The sequence below is a fragment of the Nitrospira sp. T9 genome (genome assembly GCF_052156535.1).
GTDB lineage: Bacteria > Nitrospirota > Nitrospiria > Nitrospirales > UBA8639 > Nitrospira_E.
Genome location: NZ_JBQKUP010000038.1, coordinates 268918 through 287792, shown reverse-complemented (window position 1 = coordinate 287792; position 18875 = coordinate 268918). Strand labels below are relative to the sequence as shown.

The following is an 18875-nucleotide window of genomic DNA, read 5'->3' as shown; positions in this document are numbered from 1 at the left end:
CCTGCCAGTCCGCTGTCGTGAAAACAGGGGCCGGCAGAAAAATGAAAAGGAGAACGGAAAATGAAGCCAGTATTATGGTTGAGGAAATCGGCTGGTGCCCTTTTCGTCCTCATGTGTGGGATCGGCATTGCCTACGGGATGGATCACAGCAGGACTCCTCTAGTGAAAATACGGGCCTCCCCGGAGCGGGATGTCGCACCGAGCACTGTGAGCTTGAGAGTGTCTACGGATTCGGTCCCTGAGGTGGAACTGATAGCCTGGGATTATGAGGGCGATGGAAGATTTGACGCAGAGGGGCCTCATCTCCATTCTCAGACTGTCACCTTCTCAAGTGCCGGACACTTTTCCCCTCGGGTGATTGTCACCAATACACAGGGGCAAACCTTTGAAGCGACGGCTGACGTGGTAGTAGAGAATCCGGAAGACCTCCAGGCTGACCTCAATGCCCGATGGTCTGGCATGCTGGGGGCCTTAGCGAAGCAGGATATTGATGGGGCTGTCGCGTTTGTGGCTACCAGAAGGCGTGATGCCATGCGACATGATTGGACCGTGCTGGCCGATCATTTAGGAGAGATCGCGAATCTATTTGCCGTTCCCCTTCAACTGACAGATGGGCAAGGGTTTCGGGTGGTGGCCAAATCAATCGACCCATTGCCCATGGGGAAAATCCAATTTCCCTTAGAGGTAGAGTTTGTATGGGAAGCGGATCACCAATGGTATATCAAAAATTTTTAGTATTTGAAAATCCAATGCTATCCAGCGCCAGTCAACCCTTCCATTATTGAGGGTTTCCGTTGGAGGGCATTTGCCATTAATCATGCAGCTAGGCTTCTAAATCCATTATTGGCTCCGTTTTCCAATCTGTGTTTTCTGGTCGTAACGGTGATTTCCATCCAATCACTTTATGATTTCCATTGTGCTGTGGGATTCAAAGCGAATGTTTAAGGGATAGCTATTCAAGCTATCTGTTTCTGATCCTTCAAAAAAATTCCAAGACACTCGCATGTCTCTGTCGGGAAGGTGAGAGTTAATCCGATTAGAGTCGACAGAATGGGGCCGCCTATTCAACGGGCTTGGCTTTACCTCATATGCAGTCGGAGAAAATGACTTATGCCTAAGGGCAAACTTTCCTTCTTAAACCTAACTACGTTCGACCTTCTTCCATAATTGCTTCCCCTACAACGGGGTATAGGCCCTTTTCCGGTTTCCTCTCATACTGGCCGAGCTTTCAATCCAAAAAAAATGCTCTTTTGATTAATCATGGGTTCTTAGCAAAGAGGGGAATACCTTCGATGACATGGAGTTGGACAAAAAATTTTCGGATAGATACTAGTTCCACATGGACTGTGGTCGCGTTCCTAATTTTTCTGAGTGTGCCTGGAAAGGCCAAGGCGGCAAATGATTTTGTGGTCCTAGGGAATGAGGGAGTTTGGGTACGGCAGGGAAGTACAATTCTCAGCGGAGATGTTGGGGCAAATCAGGCGAGTATCGGTCCCTATCTGAACGGTGAGCAAGAAATGACTATCGGTCATGATGTTGTGGTTCAAACCAGTAATAGCCAGATAATTGGGGATACCGTCAGATTGAAAAGTGGATCTCAGATACAGAATATTGTGGTCAATACGCTCTTAGGACCGGGACAGATTCTAGGGACCATGTCCACACCAGTTAGGCTCCCACTTGTTTCCGAGATGCCGCCTGTCCCACCGGTTCATCCTGGATCTCAGGACATTGATATTCCGGCGGGAGGAGACCTTACACTCCAGGCTGGACGCTATGGCCGGCTCAAAGCCCGGCCTGGTGCCATTGTCACCCTTTCAGGCGGCCTTTACCACTTCCAGGAATGGGATATTCGTGAAGATGCCCAAGTTCTGGCGACTAAGGCCGTCGAGATTCGCGTGAAGGGCCAGATCGATACTCGCAGACATACGGTCGTAGGGCCGGCTCCGGATGCAGCAACTCTGACTGCGGCTGATATCCTTATCATTGGGATCGGGACAAATGGAACAACGGGTGCTATCGATGGCACCCCGGAAGCGGTGAAGTTTGGGGAAGGCACTAAGGTGCGCGCGAAGGTCTATGCTCCGAACGGCCTTTTGCGGTTTAGAGCCGAAAGCAGGGCTACTGGCGCGTTTGTGGGTAAATGGGTTCGCATGGGGAATCACTCCACCATCGCGTTGGAAGGAGGTTTCGGGTTGGGACAGGGAGGAAATACTCTACCAGTGGCTCAGGCAGGACCTGACCAGACTGTTCACGTTGGCATGAATGTGCAGCTTGATGGGGCCGGTTCAACCGATGTGGACGGGAATCTTTTGACGTATAGGTGGACAATACTCTCACAACCCGCAGGGAGTAACGCTTCGCTTTCTGATATTACGGGCATCATGCCCACTCTGGTGATAGATATTCCAGGAGTCTACACCCTTCAACTCATTGTGAATGATGGAACAATCGATAGTGATCCCGATACGGTGACGATAACAACCATCAATTCCCCACCTGTGGCCGGAGCCGGACAGGATCAAACCGTGTTTGTCACACAATCGGTCCTCTTAAATGGAAGGGATTCCCATGATGTAGATGGGGACGCGCTGAGTTTTCATTGGTCCTTTGTGAGCATTCCTGGTGGAAGCGGGGCTACCCTATCCAATCCAACTTCATCTACGCCCGATTTCCTTGTTGATCTGGCAGGGACCTATCAGGTGCAACTGATTGTGAACGATGGGCAAGAAGATAGCCCACCGGACATGGTCCTGATCAATACTCAAAATTCCAAGCCGGTGGCTCATGTGGGGCAGGATCAGACAGTTCCGGTAGGAAGTATCGTCACCTTAACTGGAACAGGCTCACATGATGTGGATCGCGATTCGTTGATCTTTCAATGGGCACTTATTGCCAAACCGACAGGGAGCACTGCAACACTTTCAAACTCAACTTCTATTCAACCGACATTTGGTGCAGATCTGGTTGGATTATATGTGGCTCAGCTTATCGTCAACGATGGGATGGAAAATAGTGACCCCGTTACTGTGACCATTATGGCAGGTAACGCGCCGCCCGTGGCCAATGCGGGACAAGATCAACACGTCCCAGTCTTTTCATTAGTCACTCTAAATGGAAGCGGTTCCCATGATGCTGATGGCGATGCCTTAAGCTTCCAATGGTCTTTGGAGAGCCGGCCTCAAGGGAGTGCCGCGACTCTTTTAAATCCTACCTTCGCCCAGCCCACCATTATTCCGGATATTCCTGGAATCTATGTCGTAACAGTCGTGGTTTCAGATGGAAAGGCTTCGAGCGATCCCGATACAGTGGCCATCGTTGTCCCTGCCCCCACACCTTCGGGATTACCGGCCTTGTTGATTACCAGCCCTTCAGAGGGAAGTGTGGTGGGGGTGAATCCTATTACCGTCACTGGATTCGTCAATGATCCCGATGCTTCCGTTACGGTCAATGGTATTTCCGCGACTATCATGGGTGGAGTGTTTCTTGCCGATGGGATTGTCTTACAGGAAGGCGGCAATACTCTGCTTATAAGGGGGGTGGATGGAGCAGGGCATACCAATAGTGTGAATCTTAGGGTCACCCTTTCCGCTACTCCGACAAATCTCGCACCCATCTGGGGGCCAGTGGCATGGGTCAAGCACGCCACGGCCGATGAAACCTTCAGCGCACAATTTTCGAATTGCGAACCGGCAGCCCACTATCAGTTAGTCATGATCAATGGTACCTCGGGAGGGGCAAATCGGGTGACCCAGGGGACCGTCCTGCTCAATGGGATTGAAGTGATCAGTGCTCAAAATTTCACGGCAGCCCACAGTCAGATTACCCAGCCCATCGTGGTGCAAGCTCGGAATAATCTTGAGGTGCGAGTGATGGGTCCGCTCGGTGCCCAAGTGCAGGCCTATATCGCCTGTATTGCCAATTGTTTGGCTGTGACCATTGACGCTCCGCTGGCCAATGCTACGATTAATCAATCAACCATGTTGGTGAAAGGGACGGTCATGACCAGTAGTTCAAGCCCGGTAGGGGTGGTCGTCAATCAACAAGCCGCCAAAGTTTTCGGTTCGATCTACGCGGTCGATCAAGTGTCAGTCCGTGAGGGAACTGGGACTCTGGGACCTACCACTGTCGTCGTGGCAGCCACTAATGCTTGCGGCCAGCGGGCCTCTTTCACCACGCAAGTCCACACCACGGAGGTGTTGACTAACAATGTGCAGTTGCGAGTGTCGCCTGATCGGAATGTGGCACCTAGCCAGGTTACCCTTCGGATCTCCATTGATATCGACCAACCGGTTGCCAACATTCAATGGGATTTTCAGGGGAATGGGATCATTGATGCACAGGGGCAAGACCTCCATGAACAATCTGTCACCTTCACCCAGTCCGGTTTGTATCTGCCCAAGGTAAGTGTGACGGATACCATGGGAAACAGATTTGACGCCACGGCAGTAGTCCAGGTGTTGGATCCTGTGGCATTTGAAATTATGCTCAATGCCGAATGGTCCGGCATGATGGAGGCGCTCGCGCAAGGCGATATTGAACAGGCGCTTTCGCATATCCTAATCCGAAAGCGGGAGGTCATGCGCCATGATTGGACTGTACTCAAGGATCATTTGGATGAGCTGGCAGCTATCTTTGCTGTGCCACTGCATCTCATGGATGGCCGTGGTCGGCGCGTGATCGGGGCATCCGCAACCCCACTAGTCTTGGGAGAGATTCAATACCCCTTGGAAGTGGAATTTGTTTTAGATACTGACGGCCAATGGCGGATCCGAAACTATTAAATTTACTGAGGGTAGAAGCTGTTCATATGAAAAAAAGGGGAGCCTTATGACTGCACTGTTGCCTAAGTACAAACGAGCAACCATTTATGCAATGGTCGGAGCGGTCTTCCATGTCTTAGTTCTCGTACTCCCTTCACTTATTACTGCTGGAAAAGTGAAATTTATTGGTTACTTATTTTTATTTTTTGATTTTCCCTTATTTTTTGTTGGGTTATTTATCCCGGAATCACTTCGAATTATTTTCGATTGGATGAGTGAAACCACTTGGCTTTCATTGATAGGAACATGCATGTATGCATTTGGTGGGTGGTTTATTGGACGGGCTAGGGATAGAAATCTGCAAAGGTATAAAAGAAGCGGGGTTGCGAACATTGTTTAAAATAGGATTTTTGGGGAAGCTAATTAGAGACCTAAAAAAGATATTGGATTTCATTCCCACTATTGGAGATTCTGCATATGCATAAATCATTTTTTTTCAAAAGATATTTTATTAATAATGAGACATGTTTGTTTAACTCCTTATTCAATGAAAAGTGGTTGTTTTTTTCTTCTTCTCATTTCATGTTTTCAAAATGGGTTGTTTTATTCTGGACCATAGTCGGTGGGGTAATTTTCCCTTTGGCCAGTGGTTGGGCTTGGGAAGTAAATACCCACAAAGAACTCACGAAGGAGGCAATTACAGTTGTAGAAGCTCATCTCAGCACGCATCTTATCGATAATTTGGGTTTAGAAGGTGGATTAAATGCATCTCTTCCTGGTGGGACACCTATTACCCTAATGCAACAAGGAAGTAATGACGAAGATAATGGAATAAGATTTTTTAGACACTTTCATGATCCCATTTCTAATGCTGGATTAGCACATTTTGATTCCGCCATCGATTGGTCTCTTCGATCAATTGGGAATCAAGGGGGTGATGCCTACTCCTGGAATGATGCACGTGAATATTTCTTTAAAGCATTGACTTCTCCTACTAAGGCCGAACGGGATCAAAATTGGAGTAAGACCTTCAGGGCTTTGGGCCAGGTGATGCATTTGCTGCAGGACTCGGCCAATCCCTCCCATGTTCGTGATGATCCGCATCCCTTCGATGACGGCTTGCATGACTATATGGAAAGAAAAAGCGTTGATTCTTATATCGGTGGGGGCATTTTCAGACCCAATCCTTCTATGTTGGAACAAGTTGGTGCTACTCGTGCTGAACCGTTTTCGAACCTCTTTGATCGCAATGTGTATTCCGGGTCAAATCCACAGGTTACACTAGGCACAGACATAGGTGTAACGGAATATGCCAATGCCAATTTTTTTACCGATGACACGATTCCTGGGCAGGCAAGTATCTTTAATACCGAAATTACATATCCTACGGTCACTGAATTGGTTCCGGCCCCCATCCCTTCTCCTTATCTGACCCTTCCTCGATTAGGAAGCGCTGCATTCTCCTGGGCTCGGACAGCCAAGCTTACAGGAAATAAGGCTGTAGCTAAATTTTTATTAACCAACACAAATTTGGATCTGTTAGGCCAACTAAAGTTGGATGATGCGGTCTATGAGGCCCAAGCTCAAAACCTCATCCCCCGCGCGGTGGGCTATTCTGCGGCTGTCCTTTCTTATTTTTTCAGAGGAGATCTATCGTTGAAAAACAGCGAATATAGTATGTGTTCGAACCCCGATGGAACTTTTCAGCCTGGCGGGCATCTGGGGGTGGACGTTGAAGTTCCCTCAAATTTACTCTTGGAGGGGCAGGGGGCTTTCTATTATGACTTACCCGATGGATCTCGTGTACATGCTGTGGAAGGTCCTGTAGAACCAACGAACATAGAACTGGGAGGGGGAAAATATATCTTGCTTAACCAGCTGTCTTTTTTTACACCGGTACCGTGGACTATAATTTTCCAAGGAAAAATGGGGCCAGGAGCTAAGGAGCCTCATGCTGTGGTAGCCCTTTCCGGAAAAGCCCCCTGGGTAGACGTGAAATGTCCAATTTAGTGGTAAAATAACAAAAATTGCAAAGGTCAGCTTCTCGCTGACTTCTTCCACAAGGGGCGTCCCGACTATAAACGCCATGCCTGACAGGTGCCATTATGAGAGTCGTCGGATTGGAAAATAGCACCCAGCGACGTGGCCTTTCAGTTGTTCATTGCTCTGGATGAATTGATAGCCAACCTCCATTAATAGGAGTTTCAAGGCGATGTCATCATCGATGCACAGGGGCCGGACCTCTTGGAGCAAACCGTCACCTTCACCCAGTTCGGGCTGTGTCTGCCAAAAGTCATCGTAACGGATGATGTGGGCAACACTTTTTGAGGCCACGGCAGTTGTCCTTGTGGAAGATGCTGTGGCCTTCGAAGCCATGCCCAATGCGAAGTGGTCTGGCATGATGGGGGCGCTTGCCCAGGGTGAGATCGATCAAGCGATCTCGCACATTCATAGCCGAAAACGTGATGCCATGCGACATGATTGGACCGTTTTGAAGGATTATTTGGGTAAATTAATCGATACCTTTGTTGTTCCACTCCATTTGCACTCGAGATTGAAATTTGTTTACCCCTTTTTGGTTCTCGATCAGGTTCCTGCTCATTTGTTCCTGAGGCTCAGGATAGCGTTTCATGAATTTTCTGCCAAAACCTGTCCACCCGGCTTCATTCTGAGAATAGGCAAAAAATTCAGGACAGGGCATTCAGGGCAACGAGAAGGGCCGTATTCTCAGGCCACTGGGTCGTAATGGATTCCCTAAGGTTTGGCAATCAAATTCCTGCTTTACAAGGGAATCCCTTTGACTCACAGGAATATTGTTCAACAAGGACATGTTGTGTAGAATAATGTGTAGATCGTTGTGGGAAAGGAGAAGGTCATGCCAACAAATCTTGCACTAGACGACAAGCTTGTTCAAGAAGTGAAACGTCTGGGAGGTCATTCCACTAAACGAGCTGCTGTCAATGAAGCACTCCGAGAATATGTCACCCGCCGGAAGCAGAAAAAAATCCTAGAAATATTCGGAACCCTGGAATGGGATCCCAAATATGATTACAAGACGGCACGAAAACGGAAATGACCGTCTTAGTTGATACGTCCGTTTGGTCGCTCGCCCTTCGGAAAGATGGCCCGGCAAACCACCCCGCAGTCAAAAAATTACAAAGCTTCCTTTTAGATACACAAAACATTGTCCTTATTGGGATCATTCTGCAGGAAATTCTCCAAGGCTTTAAACATGAAGGGACCTTTACAAAAGTTACCACCTATCTGAATGCCTTTCCCTTACTCTCCTTAAACCGCAGTGACTTTGTTACGGCAGCCAAACTTCGCCGCCAGGCTGCAGCACAAGGGTTGACCCTCTCCACTCCCGATTGCCAAATCGCCGCAGCCGCCATCCAACACCACTGCACCCTCTTAACCACCGACAAAGATTTTTCGAATCTTGCTGAATTGGTGCCCCTGCAATTGGTCTAGCTCTCTTCCTTATGATCGCCTCGACCGTCAAGCAGTTTCAAGAGATCGTGTCGATTTTTCCATGTTCGTCCTTCCCCAGTGATTCGTTTCAAAGCTTCCCTCGACATTCTCCCACGTTGGGTAAACCTTCCACATGTGTTTCCGCTCACGGATCATATTGGCTTACATCTTTCAGATTCTAATGCGGTATGCAGGTTGATCCATTCAGAACCGCCACGGGAAGGGGGCCCCCTGGGACTGTTGCGTCACAAAAGATTCTCGCAGCAGGGAAATCTGCTCCACAAATTTTTCCCTTTATCCTGGCATGAAAAAGCGAAACCTTAGTGCCCCTCGCCCACAGACAATCATGTTGTAATGATGAAGAGGGCTGTTTGTTTGGCGGCCTGATTGGGGATATCAAGGATGGTGACCAGGCTGTGGAAAAGAAATGGTTTATTTGATCACAATTGCTGGCTGGTCAAGTCAAGAACGATTCTCGCAATAAGTGCTCCCAAAATCGGCCCACTACTTTTGATCTCTTTCGTTTGTAGATATCCTTCCTTCATTAATTCAGTAGGACCTAGCTATTGACCATGGTTCAGGTGCTGGAAACATTGCGGAGAAGGGAGTTACCTCCACCAATAAGAGGGGAGTCGAACAGTGATTCAGCCCTGACAGAACCTGCGAAGCGTGTCTCTGCCACCACCAATGATGGGATCGCCATGGGCGAACAGCAGATGATCGAAGGTCTCCTGCTGACAAATCCGGAGGAACGCGGCTTTCAGGCCACGCTTGACGGCGGGTGGATCATCGCCAATCAGCGTGTCAGGGACAAAGCCGAGTTCGCCGTCTTCATTGATGATGGCATCACCAATAGATAGCACACCGCCGGCACTTGGGAGCAGCAGAGCCGTCTCTTCAGGGCAGAGTATGCCGATTTTAAGTGCACGGACACCGCCCGGCAATTCGTCGCCGAACCGGAACGCCGTAACGGCCAAGTTCCCGTCCGTAAACTCCTGCAGCCCCGCCTCATGGCACCAGACCGTGACGCCAAAGTTTTTGATAAATTGTCGGCAGTGGCGGTCGTGGAGCCGATTGGTCAGATAAATGTGTTGCGGTGCCGGCCGTTCCCTGAACCAGTCGGTCCCTTCCTGAGGCACGAGCGGATCGATGAGAAAAGTCGGGTTCAGGCAGGAGACGTAATAGCTGTCGACTTCAATTTGGATGTCGGGGTGAATAACTCGCCAATGAAAAATTCCAGGTAGTAGTTCGTCCATGAGGTACCATCACCGGTTCGGTAAAATTACGTTCATGTCACCCGCCGTGTGTGTATGAGGTGTGATGCCAGAAATTTGGACATCGGCTCCATTTCGACCTCAGGCGGTGAGGTTGACCATTCATTCAGGTATGCGCGGACTGTCAGTTAGATTGGACACTCTTGAGCCTCATTGAAATAGTCTCACATCATGAAATATAAACGATACCATGCGAATCTCTCAATTGCGCATTAGGTACTCGTATCCCAATGTAACCCTGGATGGAAAAAATGATTCAACTTCATTTGCTGACCCCATTCCAATTAGGTGACCTGTACCTGAAGAATCGGTTGGTCTTGGCGCCGATGACCAAAGCGCGAGCCGGAAAAGCACGATTGGCGAATGCCTTAATGGCTGAATATTACCGACAACGAAGTCCGTCGGGATTATTAATGACCGAAGCCACCACCATTTCCTCCCAGGCGAATGGCTGGAATGAATCCTTCGGCATGTACACGGTGAAGGTGCGGCTTAATGCTGAGCTGAACAAGCCCGCTGATATGCAACATTGGGATTCGCCCCTTGGGGCGAAAGGGTATACAGTGACGTGGTTTACTGGATTGGGACAGCTCAGTTAAGAGAATATGCACTTAACTGAGGAGGGGGCTATGACGACACGAAAGCGGTATTCCAAAGAATTCAAGTTGGATGCGGTCAGTCTGATCACGGAACAAAATTATACCCGAGCTGACGCGGCCAGGAGCCTGAGCGTTCCTGCGAACATGCTCAGTCGTTGGGTGAAAGAGTTGCAAAGCCAAGATGGGCAGGCCTTTCGAGGGAACGGCAAGCTGACCCCGGAGCAAGAGGAGAACCGGAAGCTTAAAGCGCGGGTAAAGCGATTAGAAATGGAGAAAGAGATCTTAAAAAAAGCGACGGTATTCTTTGCAGCCGAAACGACATGAAGTATGCGTTTATCACCCAGCAGAAGAATACCGCTTCCATTAGCCTGCAGTGTCAGGTCTTGGGTGTGAATCGTAGCGGGTATTACCACTATCGGGCGAATGTGGCGAACCAACCTGTCGATGTCGTGCATCAGGCAATGTTGGAAAGGGTGAAGGATATCGCGGAGCACTCTCGCTATAGCTACGGCTCTCGTCGGCTGATGAAGGCTTTAACCCTTCGAGGCTATTCGGTGAACCGAGACAAAGCCAGAAAGCTCATGCGTGAAGCTGGGGTACAGGTTCGTCATCGTAAACAATTCAAGGTCACGACAAACAGCCATCACAAGCACCCTGTGTTTCCTAACTTAGTGGACCAGCAATTTGCTGTGCCACAGATCGACCAGGTCTACGCCTCGGATGTGACGTACATCTGGACTCAGGAAGGTTGGTTATATCTGGCGGTGGTGCTGGATGTCTGTTCACGGAAAATCGTGGGTTGGAGCATGAGTTCACAGATGAAGACGCAACTGGTGTGTGATGCCTTGACCATGGCCATTTGGCAACGTCGGCCGAAGGCCGGCTTGATCCATCATTCCGATCGGGGGTCACAGGATGCCAGCAAGGCGTTCCGGCGCCTGCTCAACGCCTACAGGTTTCAAGGCAGCATGAGTCGTCGGGGGAATTGCTGGGATAATGCGGTGGTTGAGAGTTTCTTTGGGGCTTTGAAACAAGAACGAGTGCAGTGGTGCAGCTACCAGACACGTTATGAAGCCCAACAAGATGTATTGAATTACATCGCAATGTTTTATAACCGATATCGGTTGCATTCATATTTGGGCTACATGAGTCCCAATAACTTTGAGAGCCAATTGGTGGACATGGAAAACGTAGCTTAACTGAGGTGTCCCAAATGGCTTGACCAGGTCACAGACTATCCCAGGCTATCAGAATAAATGGGATGAACAGGATACCGTCAAATTACCTGGCTTTGCACGCATGTGTGTGGGGAGGAACTCACTGCCCATCGATTACATTGCAGGAGAGTGTTTGCCACCTTAAGGGCCCCATGATGAGGGATTCGCCATGCACACCTTCCTCCCACCAAATGAGTTTCTCGACTCTATGAGATCAGCTATTGATCGGGGACTTGATTGGTTGCCGCCTGATTCAGCAGCTTCAGCTGCTGTTGGAGATGACCCCAATGCGTACCTGGCCAGTAAAGTTGGCCACAATGTGGGCAACCGGTAAAGTGCGTCTGATGTTTGGCGACAAAAAGAGGCACTTGTGGACCGGCTTGAGCAGGTGGGATGTTTTCCAGAATGTGGTTGCAGGCGACGCAGCGACACACCGTCTCCTCGTCAATCGCGAGCCTGATCCCAAGTTCCGTTCGGATTTGCTGTAATTGGTCGGGCACGAAGTCGCTGCGAATAAGCGTAAAACGGCCTCGAACGGCTTTCCGTTGGACCAGATATCGATCCCGGGTTAAAAGCCATCGATGTTCATTGAAGACTCGATCGACGATCGCGCCGTCGGCAATGTTCCGCTCATACGCGGAATCATACCCAAGGATACGAAGCCATCGGGCCAGCTTGCCCAGCATGGCATCAACGAAAAATTTCTGTTTCGGGATATGGGCTTGAGTCATGATACAATGAATTTTTGGAGCATTCCGACATTCGCATGGGTAAATTTATAGGGTGATCGTTCCAGAGTCCCCCTCTTTACAAAGGAGAGGGCTTTTCACGCAGATCTGTTTCGCCCGATTAATGTACACGATTGACCGCAGGACCAGAAATGGTTTGACCATGTGTCTGAAAAGGCCCTATCTTGCTCAGAGGGTCTGTGAACGGTGCTCTATTGATCAGATGGAAATTAGGGACGGCTTAGGGGGAGGATAATATTTGAACCGGTTTCTTTGTCTTGTCATAGGTTGTGGTTTCTGGGCTCTGAGCCATCTCATGCCTCCCACACTCGTTGCGGCAGAAGTCCCTGAAGAGGTGCTCCGGTTGCCGTTGGCGATGGAGGTGTTTTTAAAGAAGCCCGGCAAACATCTGTATGAATTGCATGTTCATCTAACCAATATCAGTGATGAGCCGGTCAGCGTTGATGTTCGGGATTTGCCCTGGAATCCCACGGATGGTTCTACCTGGCTCTCGGCCACCCGTTTGGATGCGCCCAAGAGTCCTATCAAGCAGGACCTTCCTATTGGGAGGTTCGGGTCACAAATGGTTCAGCTTGTGCCGGGCGAATCGATTCAGAATAGGGTGGCATTAAATCCCCGGATTCCTTCCTTGTTAGATGATATTGACCAAGCCGGGGTGCAATTGCAGTGGGATTGTCCTCCGTCTGAATTAAAGTTTGTGTGCAAACCCGGTTCACCCAATACCCTTACCATTCCAAAAGGCGATCCCGGCCACCCGGATGTGTATGCCATTGACCACCAAGCATGTCTGGCCCTGGAACGCCGTGTTGGTCTGATCGATATTCCTGAAGGCCATGATGTGCTGTTTCTCCTTGCCTCCGAATCGCTCATGACGGATCTGGAAAGAATGAAATCTCTACTTCTTGAGGTTGATGATTATGTTCAGCGTTGTCATCCAAGTTGGACAAACAGTTGGGCGGTGAGCTTTGTGACCGATAAGAAGTTTGCAGGATTCCTGAGTGAGGGAGAGAATCGGCGTTATTTTGCAGAAGGCCTCTGGCAAGAGGCGAATATCGGGCAGTACTCCAGTCAAATCCGCACGTTATTCCGATTTCAGTGGATTAAGAAGCGAGCGGATACTGTCTATCTTTCTCTTTTTCCCTTCAAACAACAGAACGATACCTAAATAAGGTTAGAGCTCGATTCTTCTGTTGGTGGTTCGACTGCCCGTTCGCCTTCAGCCAGGCTCCGGACAAACCCTTTGGCTGCCGGGCCGGACGTTGGCCTCAGGACGAACGGATGCTAGTCAGTTGTCCTGCCCATTTCCGTTTGAGGCTTCCTCGCTGAATTCCAAAAACCCTATTTCCGAAAGCAGGCGTTGAAGCCTTTCCTGATTTTTGGGGAGGGTAACATTGGTTCGGTGGAATTCCCGGCGGACGGGATAGTGTTTGCGAAGTTCATCAAAGCGACGAGGCCGGTCTTTCTGGGGCATCGCCAGCAGTTGGTTCATGCGATGATAATCGGCCTCCAGGTCATAGATTGTACTGATCATTTTTTGGATCAACTCTTCATCAGATTGCTCGTGGTAGTCGATTGTTAAATAGGGGACGTTTGGTGTGGGCAGTACCTGAATCGGGTTCCATGTGGGTAAGATGCCCAGATGTTTGCACAGTGCTGCGTAAATCATGAAGGTGCCATTGGCTTTTCCATCGAGGGAGTGTCCGGCAATATGGGGTGTGCCGATCGTGACGGCTTGAAAGAGGTCCCAGTTAATGGCGGGTTCGTCTTCCCACACGTCGATGATGGTCGGGCCGATGCGTTTTTGTGTGATGGCGTTCAGCAGTGCATGGGTCTCCACGACTTCCCCACGCGCGGCATTGATGAAGATCGCTGATGGGTTCAGCCATTTGAGTGTCTGCTCATTGAGCATGTGATAGGTCGGGTAGGGGCCGTCGGTGGTCAAGGGGGTATGGAGCGTCATCACGTCACAACTGAGGGTTTCGGCTAACGAACGGTGCTCCACCTGGCCCGTTTCTGCCAGGGGAGGATCATGGAGGACCGGGAGCATCCCAAGCGCTTCCACTTTATGCTTGACCAGTTTGCCGATATTCCCGACGCCGATAATGCCAATGGTTTTCCCTTTGAGTGAAAACCCCTGTTGCTTGCCCAGAAACAATAAGGACGCCAGGACATATTCGGCCACCGAATTGGCATTCGAGCCGGCAGCTGAGGTAAAGCCGATATTTCTGGATTTGAGGTAGGCTTTATCGATGTGGTCCACCCCTGCCGAGGCCGATCCGACAAATTCGACAGGAGTGCCTTCCAATAAGGTGTGATCAACCCTCGTGATCGATCGAATGAGGAGAACATTCGTATTGTGCAAATCGCTTGATTGGATGGATCGCCCGGGCAGAAGAGTCAGGTTTCCCAGGCTGGCAAACGCTTCGTTGATATAGGGGATATTTTCTCCGGCTACCATATTGATCTTTTTTTTCATTCTTGTGCCTTTCAGAAGATGTTTTCCAAAACTGCAGATTATCGCAACGTGCCGGTTGGCGCTAGCCTTGCTTTTTTGTTACATGGACCCGCCCGATGCTAGGGCAGGCAGGAATCAAAGGAGAGAGGGGAAAGGGGGGCGGGTCTTGGTTTTTAACGAGGCGGGTTGAAAAGAATGGGGCCTGACGTATTCAGTCAGGCCCTACACGCCAGGTTGGTTGATCCAAGTGGATCCGTTGAGAACACGCTATAGAGATCATAGCTAACTGATTCGTTTATTCCAATCAAGCACATGCATCAATAGCCTTTTTCAGAATTGGCGAGCAAGGTCCTTACCAGGTCCTTACATGTATGCCGCATCAATGCGTTGAATGCGTATTGGCGGTCTGCCCATGTTGGTCGCTGAGGATGTCTTGCGTCTCATGGGTTGCTTGGACATCATAGACCGCTCCTTCCTTTTCCAGGACCTCAGTGCCAAATCGATAATTAGAGAACATCGTATTATGGGCCATGCGCCGGTCGATCGGATTCTGGAATTCCATCCTGGTCTTCAATGTTTCGTCGGCTAAGATCACCACTTCCATTTTGATAAATCCTCCCATGCCCGGGTGCCAGGCCAAGAGCGAGTAGACGCCTTCGGGGACATCAGGGAGTGTGAAATTACCCTCTGCATCGGTAATGGCGTAATACGGGTTGTCCACGGCGACTCCCCAGCTTTGCATGTAGGTGTGAAATCCACATTCCAAGTAGAGGATTCTGCGGCCCTTGGAGAATTCAACCGTGTCGAGCATTGCCTCTCCCGGGTTGTGTTGATGATCCTTGATTCTGTTTTTGGGATGGAACGGATTGAGCCGGAGTGGGCGATGAAGCATGACTTTTGAGCCGAAAGGTGCGGTTTCATAAATTTGAACATCATGAATAATGGGATCCATGTTGACGATATGGAGCTGTTGTTCGTTTTGTACAACCGAGACCCAGGGCGTAAAAAGACAATCCTCCACCGTCACTTTGGCTGCACCTGTCCGGGGAAAGGGTTTACCTTGAGAAATTCCTTCCAAAAAGACGACGGTATTCTGGAGACCACCATCCGGCGCCACTTGAAATTCATCGACGAGACGCCATCCTGTTCCTGTGGAAATACGTCCGCAAAAGTCCGTATCGGGATTGGTAATCAGGCTGTAGGCCAATGCCGGGGGTTCTTTCCCCGCCAAGGTCACCTTTCCGGTAATGGTGCCTCCATTGGAGACCGTGATTTCTTCATAACTAAACGCGGGAGCGATCAGGACGATGTTGAGACCAAACGTGAGAACATACGAGATGAATTTCATGGAACGATCCTTTGGTCAATTAGTTCATACGGGTGAAGATGTCAAACCCAATTGATAAATTGATCTTAAAAAGTACCTTAAGAACATTTCCAGACTCCTGGAAAAAAAGAGGCACGATCATGAGGGTATGCTGGTTTCATGCCAAAGGTTGGTGCCTCCAGGAATTTAACGATTCTGTTCGGTTCTCACTTATGAAAAAGTCAACGAAATGGCGCCTGGGTAGCCGCTACCTTAGGTTGTCAGGGCCGATTGCCACTTGTTTGGTGGGGCTGTTGAAAAAAGCCGCCAGCGGCGTTCCCTGCCTTCGCCGGAGCGGCTTCGCGCAGGCAGGTCGCCATTTTTCCGTGCTCACGTACTGGAAGTACGCTCTGCGCGCAAAAATGACTGCGGCCTTCCCTTCGGCATGATTCAGGGCAGGACTGGACGAACCCTTCGGGAACACTCAGGGCATGCTTTTTTGAACCGCCCCGAGGCCTCTAATAGGCAATGTGCCTGTGGGTCAATATGCCCTTGGAAATTATTAATTTTCCACACTCCCTTGGTGTATTGCGGTTAAGGCGGACTGAGCGATGTATCTGGAAGATTGGGTGTCAATGATATTTCCATCACACTTTCCTAAAGTATGGGTTTACAGCCATGGCATGTCTTAGTCACCCCGGAACAATAGTGGCCTGGAAATTCTTCTTGACATGCCATGAAGGCCGACGCCTTCAGCCTGTTTGGTTCCGCACATTTCTGGCTCTGAGGGCTTCATCGGAAAGTTAGAAAAATCAACGAATTAGCGTTTTTTCTGACTCTGGCCTTTCAATTGCTTACCTTTCCATTAATTGTCCGAAATGCAATATTAAGCACTATCTCCCCCCCTGTTATCTGAAAGTCAGTGTTCGGTGTCTGGAAACACGAGTATGAGTGTTGCTTTATCGGGCATGTTCCATTAGCAACGTTTTACAATTTCCAGGAGGTTCATTATGGCTGTTCAGACCCTACCGTCCTCCGTGTGGTCCATCGTGTTGGCAGGTGGTGAAGGGGAACGTATCCGTCCCTCAATACAGCAGTGGCTCGGGTATCCGGTTCCGAAACAATACTGCACCTTTGTCGGCACCCGTTCTATGTTGCAACATACGTGGGACCGGGCCGACCAAATCGGGCTGCCACGGAAAAAAGTGACGGTTGTTGGTCGAACACATCAGCAGAGCTTGGAACACCATTGCACGAGGCAAGATGAAGGCACGTTGATCTTTCAGCCGCGAAATTGTGACACGGCCCCTGGAGTGTTTCTTCCACTTACTTACGTGAAAGCCTGGGATCCTCACGCGGTCGTGGTCCTGTTGCCCGCCGATCATTTTATTTGTCCCGAAGATCGCTTTGTGTCCGCAGTGCGTCGGGCTGTGCGAGCGGTAGAATTTTTATCTGATCAAATGATTCTCATGGGCGTTCGTCCGTCTCATCTGGAGCTTGATTATGGATGGATCTCCGTCGGAGGAGTACTCGGATGGAGTGGAGGGACCTCTATTCGTCGCATTCAATCGTTTGTAGAAAAGCCGGCGGCTGTAGATGGTAAGCGAATGATGTCGGAGGGAGCGTTGTGGAACACCCTGGTGCTGGTGACCAAAGTCGAGACGCTGTGGAAATCCGGATGGTTGTGCTTTCCTGATATGATGGAACGTTTTGAAAGGCTAAGAAGGCAGATCGGGACGCCGGCCGAAGGATCGACCCTTCAGGCTATGTATCAGGATATGCCTACACGAAATTTTTCCCGTGATGTCCTGCAACCTCTTGCCGGTCAATTAGGTGTCATGGAGCTTAATGATGTCACGTGGAGCGACTGGGGCCGGCCGGAACGAATTGTGGAAACTTTGCGATCAATAGGGAAAAAGCCGGCTTTTCCAATGGAGGCCTTCCTAGGATCAGGTGTGCCATCTACTCCTCAAATACCAAGGGACATGGGTTATCCCTATCTGAGCTGCTGAAGAGATTTTTCTGGGCTGTTTCGAGGATTTTTCTTCTCTAAGCAGTCATGCTAGCGAGCAACCATTCAACGCAGTCCATCCCAACAGGGATGTTCCAGGGCTCTGTTTCAAACTAACTTCTCATACCCTTGTTTGGCCTTTTTCGCCCTGGGTTGTTTTTCCTTCCCCTGGTTTTTTTTCGCAAAATACTCTTCTTTTTTTCTCTTATTTAGGTCTATCAATCTGTCATCGCGGCCTATTTTCCTTTCTGCTCTCCATTCGTTAGTGAGGCAAAAATCAACAAATTGACTATCTGGGGGTGGTGCGTTTGTCGTCATTGGCCTGGTCTGAGACGGGATCCCTTTCCCTCTTCTCCTTTAAATCGCTTCGCGGCCGTATAGGGTCTTTTGGCACAGAGGTCGCAAGAGACTTCATGTGTGCCCAAGACCATGATACGGCGCGGTGTCGTGTTTTGGGGAATGAGATTTGTGTTTTTTAGAAGGTGAAAAAATCCAGGTGGTTAACAACACAGGACTGAAGGCATGAGTGAGCCAGGAGATCCCGAACGGATTCTCTGGGAGGGCTATCCCTCGTGGGGGCAATTTACGTGGCTGTATTTTTTTAGCCTATGGACAGGATTGCGAGGTTTCTTCCTTCTACGGATAGGATTTTCCGGCTGGGAAATATGGGTTGTCGGTGCAGGAATCTTATTAGGGCTAGTGGTGGTGCTTCGATATTGGGCCAAATACCTGCTCACGTCCAAGCGAGTGATCCTAAGGAATGGATATTCGGGAAAAGAAATGGCGAGTGTGGAATTCGGGATGTTCAAATCTGTCGAAGTTATGCAGGGACCAATAGCCAGAATGTTGGGAATCGGTACTCTTGTTATTCACTCCGAGGATTCAGGCCGGAGTGTTCGATTCCGTGGCATCAAGGATCCTGAGGTCATTGAAACAAAATTAAGGGCGCTCCTCCCTCCTTCTTCTCCTGCGTTGACTCACAAGCCCGCCTGAATGATGAATACATCTGCTGTGATGAGATATGAGAATA

General features: G+C 49.6%; 15 protein-coding genes and 1 pseudogene. 12 read left to right on the top strand and 4 right to left on the bottom strand.

All coding sequences use genetic code 11. The features are described from left to right. Positions 1-60: 60 nt before the first annotated feature. From ACTRXD_RS15135 to vapC, 7 genes are all read left to right on the top strand, one after another. Positions 61-735, top strand: coding sequence for a PKD domain-containing protein (locus tag ACTRXD_RS15135; protein WP_442432621.1), 675 nt, complete (start codon positions 61-63; stop codon positions 733-735). 557 nt (positions 736-1292) lie between these two features. After that, a complete protein-coding gene (locus ACTRXD_RS15130) occupies positions 1293-4784 on the top strand; it encodes a PKD domain-containing protein (protein WP_442432620.1) in 3492 nt (1163 codons plus the stop codon). Between the two features lie 46 nt (positions 4785-4830). After that, positions 4831-5163 (top strand): hypothetical protein, encoded by a 333-nt coding sequence (locus ACTRXD_RS15125; RefSeq protein WP_442432619.1) that lies wholly within the window; start codon positions 4831-4833, stop codon positions 5161-5163. A gap of 77 nt (positions 5164-5240) precedes the next feature. Beyond that, positions 5241-6773, top strand: coding sequence for a hypothetical protein (locus ACTRXD_RS15120; RefSeq protein WP_442432618.1), 1533 nt, complete (start codon positions 5241-5243; stop codon positions 6771-6773). Positions 6774-7068: 295 nt separating this feature from the next. After that, the gene (locus tag ACTRXD_RS15115) at positions 7069-7509 is read left to right on the top strand and encodes a hypothetical protein (protein ID WP_442432617.1); all 441 of its coding nucleotides are present in this window, start codon (positions 7069-7071) and stop codon (positions 7507-7509) included. 129 nt (positions 7510-7638) lie between these two features. Beyond that, positions 7639-7839: a type II toxin-antitoxin system VapB family antitoxin gene (locus tag ACTRXD_RS15110; RefSeq protein ID WP_442432616.1), complete on the top strand. Its 201-nt coding sequence runs from the start codon at positions 7639-7641 to the stop codon at positions 7837-7839. After that, positions 7836-8234, top strand: a complete 399-nt coding sequence (gene vapC, locus ACTRXD_RS15105) for a type II toxin-antitoxin system VapC family toxin (RefSeq protein WP_442432615.1) — start codon at positions 7836-7838, stop codon at positions 8232-8234. Before ACTRXD_RS15110 ends, vapC begins: the two co-directional genes overlap by 4 nt. Before the next feature lie 644 nt (positions 8235-8878). On the opposite strand, the gene ACTRXD_RS15100 is transcribed toward vapC, so the two are convergent. Next, complete coding sequence (locus tag ACTRXD_RS15100) at positions 8879-9490, bottom strand: hypothetical protein (RefSeq protein ID WP_442432614.1); 612 nt, start codon at positions 9488-9490, stop codon at positions 8879-8881. A gap of 269 nt (positions 9491-9759) precedes the next feature. Between ACTRXD_RS15100 and ACTRXD_RS15095 the strand changes: the two are divergent. Beyond that, positions 9760-9987 (top strand): annotated as a pseudogene (locus tag ACTRXD_RS15095) (oxidoreductase); the annotation flags it as partial. A gap of 150 nt (positions 9988-10137) precedes the next feature. Further along, a protein-coding gene (locus tag ACTRXD_RS15090) for an IS3 family transposase (protein ID WP_442432613.1) occupies positions 10138-11306 on the top strand; the annotation gives its coding sequence in 2 pieces (ribosomal slippage) (positions 10138-10399 and positions 10399-11306; 1170 coding nt in all). A gap of 236 nt (positions 11307-11542) precedes the next feature. Here ACTRXD_RS15090 and ACTRXD_RS15085 read toward each other — a convergent pair. Then, positions 11543-12055 carry a Mut7-C RNAse domain-containing protein gene (locus ACTRXD_RS15085; RefSeq protein ID WP_442432612.1) on the bottom strand — a complete coding sequence of 171 codons (513 nt, stop codon included), beginning with the start codon at positions 12053-12055 and terminating at the stop codon, positions 11543-11545. A gap of 313 nt (positions 12056-12368) precedes the next feature. Between ACTRXD_RS15085 and ACTRXD_RS15080 the strand changes: the two genes are divergently transcribed. Then, entirely contained in the window at positions 12369-13238 is an 870-nt protein-coding gene (locus tag ACTRXD_RS15080; RefSeq protein WP_442432611.1) for a hypothetical protein, read from the top strand. Positions 13239-13358: 120 nt separating this feature from the next. Here the strand turns inward: ACTRXD_RS15080 and ACTRXD_RS15075 are convergent, their stop codons facing one another. Further along, positions 13359-14549, bottom strand: coding sequence for a 4-phosphoerythronate dehydrogenase (locus ACTRXD_RS15075; protein ID WP_442432610.1), 1191 nt, complete (start codon positions 14547-14549; stop codon positions 13359-13361). A 358-nt stretch (positions 14550-14907) separates the two neighbouring features. Further along, positions 14908-15876, bottom strand: a complete 969-nt coding sequence (locus ACTRXD_RS15070) for a carboxypeptidase-like regulatory domain-containing protein (RefSeq protein WP_442432609.1) — start codon at positions 15874-15876, stop codon at positions 14908-14910. Between the two features lie 968 nt (positions 15877-16844). Here ACTRXD_RS15070 and ACTRXD_RS15065 point away from each other — a divergent pair. Continuing rightward, on the top strand, positions 16845-17846 hold the full coding sequence (locus ACTRXD_RS15065; protein WP_442432608.1) for a sugar phosphate nucleotidyltransferase: 1002 nt from the start codon (positions 16845-16847) through the stop codon (positions 17844-17846). A 521-nt stretch (positions 17847-18367) separates the two neighbouring features. Then, positions 18368-18838 carry a PH domain-containing protein gene (locus tag ACTRXD_RS15060; RefSeq protein WP_442432607.1) on the top strand — a complete coding sequence of 157 codons (471 nt, stop codon included), beginning with the start codon at positions 18368-18370 and terminating at the stop codon, positions 18836-18838. The last annotated feature ends 37 nt before the right edge of the window (positions 18839-18875 follow it).

Coding starts and splice junctions, on each gene's coding strand:
- ACTRXD_RS15135 (WP_442432621.1), top strand. CDS start 61: ATGAAGCCAGTATTATGGTTGAGGAAATCGGCTGGTGCCCTTTTCGTC.
- ACTRXD_RS15130 (WP_442432620.1), top strand. CDS start 1,293: ATGACATGGAGTTGGACAAAAAATTTTCGGATAGATACTAGTTCCACA.
- ACTRXD_RS15125 (WP_442432619.1), top strand. CDS start 4,831: ATGACTGCACTGTTGCCTAAGTACAAACGAGCAACCATTTATGCAATG.
- ACTRXD_RS15120 (WP_442432618.1), top strand. CDS start 5,241: ATGCATAAATCATTTTTTTTCAAAAGATATTTTATTAATAATGAGACA.
- ACTRXD_RS15115 (WP_442432617.1), top strand. CDS start 7,069: ATGATGTGGGCAACACTTTTTGAGGCCACGGCAGTTGTCCTTGTGGAA.
- ACTRXD_RS15110 (WP_442432616.1), top strand. CDS start 7,639: ATGCCAACAAATCTTGCACTAGACGACAAGCTTGTTCAAGAAGTGAAA.
- vapC (WP_442432615.1), top strand. CDS start 7,836: ATGACCGTCTTAGTTGATACGTCCGTTTGGTCGCTCGCCCTTCGGAAA.
- ACTRXD_RS15100 (WP_442432614.1), bottom strand. CDS start 9,490: ATGGACGAACTACTACCTGGAATTTTTCATTGGCGAGTTATTCACCCC.
- ACTRXD_RS15085 (WP_442432612.1), bottom strand. CDS start 12,055: ATGACTCAAGCCCATATCCCGAAACAGAAATTTTTCGTTGATGCCATG.
- ACTRXD_RS15080 (WP_442432611.1), top strand. CDS start 12,369: ATGCCTCCCACACTCGTTGCGGCAGAAGTCCCTGAAGAGGTGCTCCGG.
- ACTRXD_RS15075 (WP_442432610.1), bottom strand. CDS start 14,549: ATGAAAAAAAAGATCAATATGGTAGCCGGAGAAAATATCCCCTATATC.
- ACTRXD_RS15070 (WP_442432609.1), bottom strand. CDS start 15,876: ATGAAATTCATCTCGTATGTTCTCACGTTTGGTCTCAACATCGTCCTG.
- ACTRXD_RS15065 (WP_442432608.1), top strand. CDS start 16,845: ATGGCTGTTCAGACCCTACCGTCCTCCGTGTGGTCCATCGTGTTGGCA.
- ACTRXD_RS15060 (WP_442432607.1), top strand. CDS start 18,368: ATGAGTGAGCCAGGAGATCCCGAACGGATTCTCTGGGAGGGCTATCCC.